Annotated in this window: 2 protein-coding genes; one reads left to right on the forward strand and one right to left on the reverse strand. The window is 50.1% G+C overall.

Annotated features, from left to right (window positions below; translation table 11 throughout):
* Positions 1–7: 7 nt before the first annotated feature.
* Positions 8–1006 carry a DNA-processing protein DprA gene (locus tag ACT3TF_RS17150; RefSeq protein ID WP_086961193.1) on the reverse strand — a complete coding sequence of 333 codons (999 nt, stop codon included), beginning with the start codon at positions 1004–1006 and terminating at the stop codon, positions 8–10.
* A gap of 231 nt (positions 1007–1237) precedes the next feature.
* Between ACT3TF_RS17150 and ACT3TF_RS17155 the strand changes: the two genes are divergently transcribed.
* Positions 1238–2230 (forward strand): IS30 family transposase, encoded by a 993-nt coding sequence (locus ACT3TF_RS17155; RefSeq protein WP_096277122.1) that lies wholly within the window; start codon positions 1238–1240, stop codon positions 2228–2230.
* Positions 2231–2298 lie beyond the last annotated feature (68 nt).

Here is a 2298-nt window from a genome sequence, read left to right on the forward strand (position 1 = left end):
GAACTACCTAAATTTCTAAATTCTGTTGCACTGGTTCGGTCGCGATATCTTCTGATTGCTCGGAATCCACTTGCAATGAGGAGGTATCCAAATCCAGTAGCGCTATAAGCTGCTCGGTTTCTCTAGGTATCTCAAACGATGTTGCGCCACGTGCACGCTCCGAAAAAACCATTTCTGGTCGGGCTTTTGCTGTTCCTGGCAGGAATATATTGACCACTTTTCTTTGGTATTTTGAAGCATATTCAACAGTGTGAGCTGTGCCGCTCTTTATTTTCCATTCAACTGGAATAACAAACTCAGAAAGGCCTGCCTGGATTCGATTTCGCCTCACAAAGTTCTCACCAGAATAAGATTGATGTGGCAGGTATTCTGTTATGACTGCCCCGCCATTCATCAAAATTTTCTCACGGATCTCTTGAGAGCCTTTGGGGTAATCAAGGAATATTCCATTTCCTAAAACCGCCACTGTGGGCAAGCCATACCTGAGAGACTCCTGATGAGCAACTTGGTCGATGCCAAAAGCGAGGCCAGATACTACCGTTCTCTCTGAATGTGCAAGTGTTGCGACAACGTAGCGAGCCAAGAACTCACCATCCTTTGAAGGCTTACGAGTGCCCACAACAGCAATTGGACGATTATAAAGGGTTCGAATATCCCCTTGGATAAATAGCCAGCGCGGCCCATCTTCAATTTCTTTAAGCCTGCCTGGGAACTCCTCCTGATCCCGAAAGACTAGCCGTGCTCTATATTTGGCCAGTTCCCTGGCTAGCTGAAGGCCAGCCTCCCAGACTCTATGCTGCCACTCTTCAGGACTTTCACCGTCCAGCAAAAGTGATACCTTCAGCTCTTTTTCAAGAACAGAAATCGGTGAATTTTTGAGAAAGTCTTTGAACCCTTTCCCGGGCAACATCAGACGAAATAGCGTCCAGTACCCAACACCTTTGATAGTCGATAGCGCAAGAAAAGCTACGACTTCATTACGCCAAAAATTGGCACCACGATCCATGCCTTACATTCCCAGTTAGCCGCTTTTTTCGTTATCCATAGTAGAGACTACTTGAATTCGGGTTCGCGCAGAAGAACCTGCCTACGCCAGTCGTACCTTTCACGTCACTTTTTCTTATTAAGCACGTACCCTGGATTCATAGAATAAGCGCAGCACTTTGGACCACAAGGTAGAGGCAGGAGGGCCAGCGCCGGTACCCTCTCTGCCTTACCTACCAAAGTGAAGCAGAGCATGGGATACCGACAACTGACCCAGATCCAACGATACCAAATTTTTGCCTATCTTGAGACCGGCATTAGCCAGCGAAAGATAGCTAAGGCCATTGGTGTCCATAGCAGCACCATTAGTCGCGAGATAAAGCGCAACGGTCTGACCAGTGGTTATGCGCCTGAACAGGCTCAATCGGCAAGTGATCAGCGCCGACGCACTGCCTGGAAAGTGACGAAGCGGCTGCCCAGCCTGATTCGCTGGGTCACTGACCAATTGATGGACGAATGGAGCCCTCAGCAAATCAGTGGCTTCATGGCCAATGCCAACGGGGCCTGCGTAAGCCATCAATGGATCTATGCGTTAATCTGGGACGACAAGAAGCACGGTGGAACATTATGGAAACGGCTCCGACTGCCACGCCAGCGGCGCTACCAGCGCCAATTGGCTAAGCGGGCGGGGTTAGGCAAAATCCCGCACCGAGTAGGCATTGAGCAGCGCCCTGCCAAGGTGGAAGAACGGCGCCATATCGGACATTGGGAAGGCGACACGGTGCTTAAGGGCCACAAAGAATCTGGACTGGTGACCCTGGTCGAAAGACGCAGTGGCTACCTCTTGGCAGCGCGGCTGCCAACAATCACCGCCACTAGAACGGCTCAGGCAATGACGCGGTTATTGGCACCACGCCGAGGGGCAGTGCACACCATCACTTTGGATAATGGGTCGGAATTCGCTGAGCACCGGAAAGTTGCCAAGGCCGTCTCGGCTAAGACCTATTTTTGCGACCCGTACCGCTCATGCCAGCGTGGTACTAATGAAAACACCAATGGTCTGATTAGGCAGTATTTTCCTAAAGGTACTGACTTCCGCAAAGTGACCAATGCCGAGCTACGAAGTGTCGTCAATAAGCTAAACGATAGACCAAGAAAGCGGCTGGGATACCGAACCCCAGCCCAGGTGTTCTTAGGTGAATACTCAGGAGCACTAGAAACCGCAGGTGCTGCACTTATTAGTTGAATCCAGGACTGAAGGTCATTCCACTGCAATTTAGAACTTTTGTATTCTTGGCAATGCCAGTAATGACC

The organism is Halomonas sp. AOP25-F1-15 (assembly GCF_052378675.1).
In the GTDB taxonomy this organism is placed as follows: Bacteria; Pseudomonadota; Gammaproteobacteria; order Pseudomonadales; family Halomonadaceae; genus Vreelandella; species Vreelandella casei.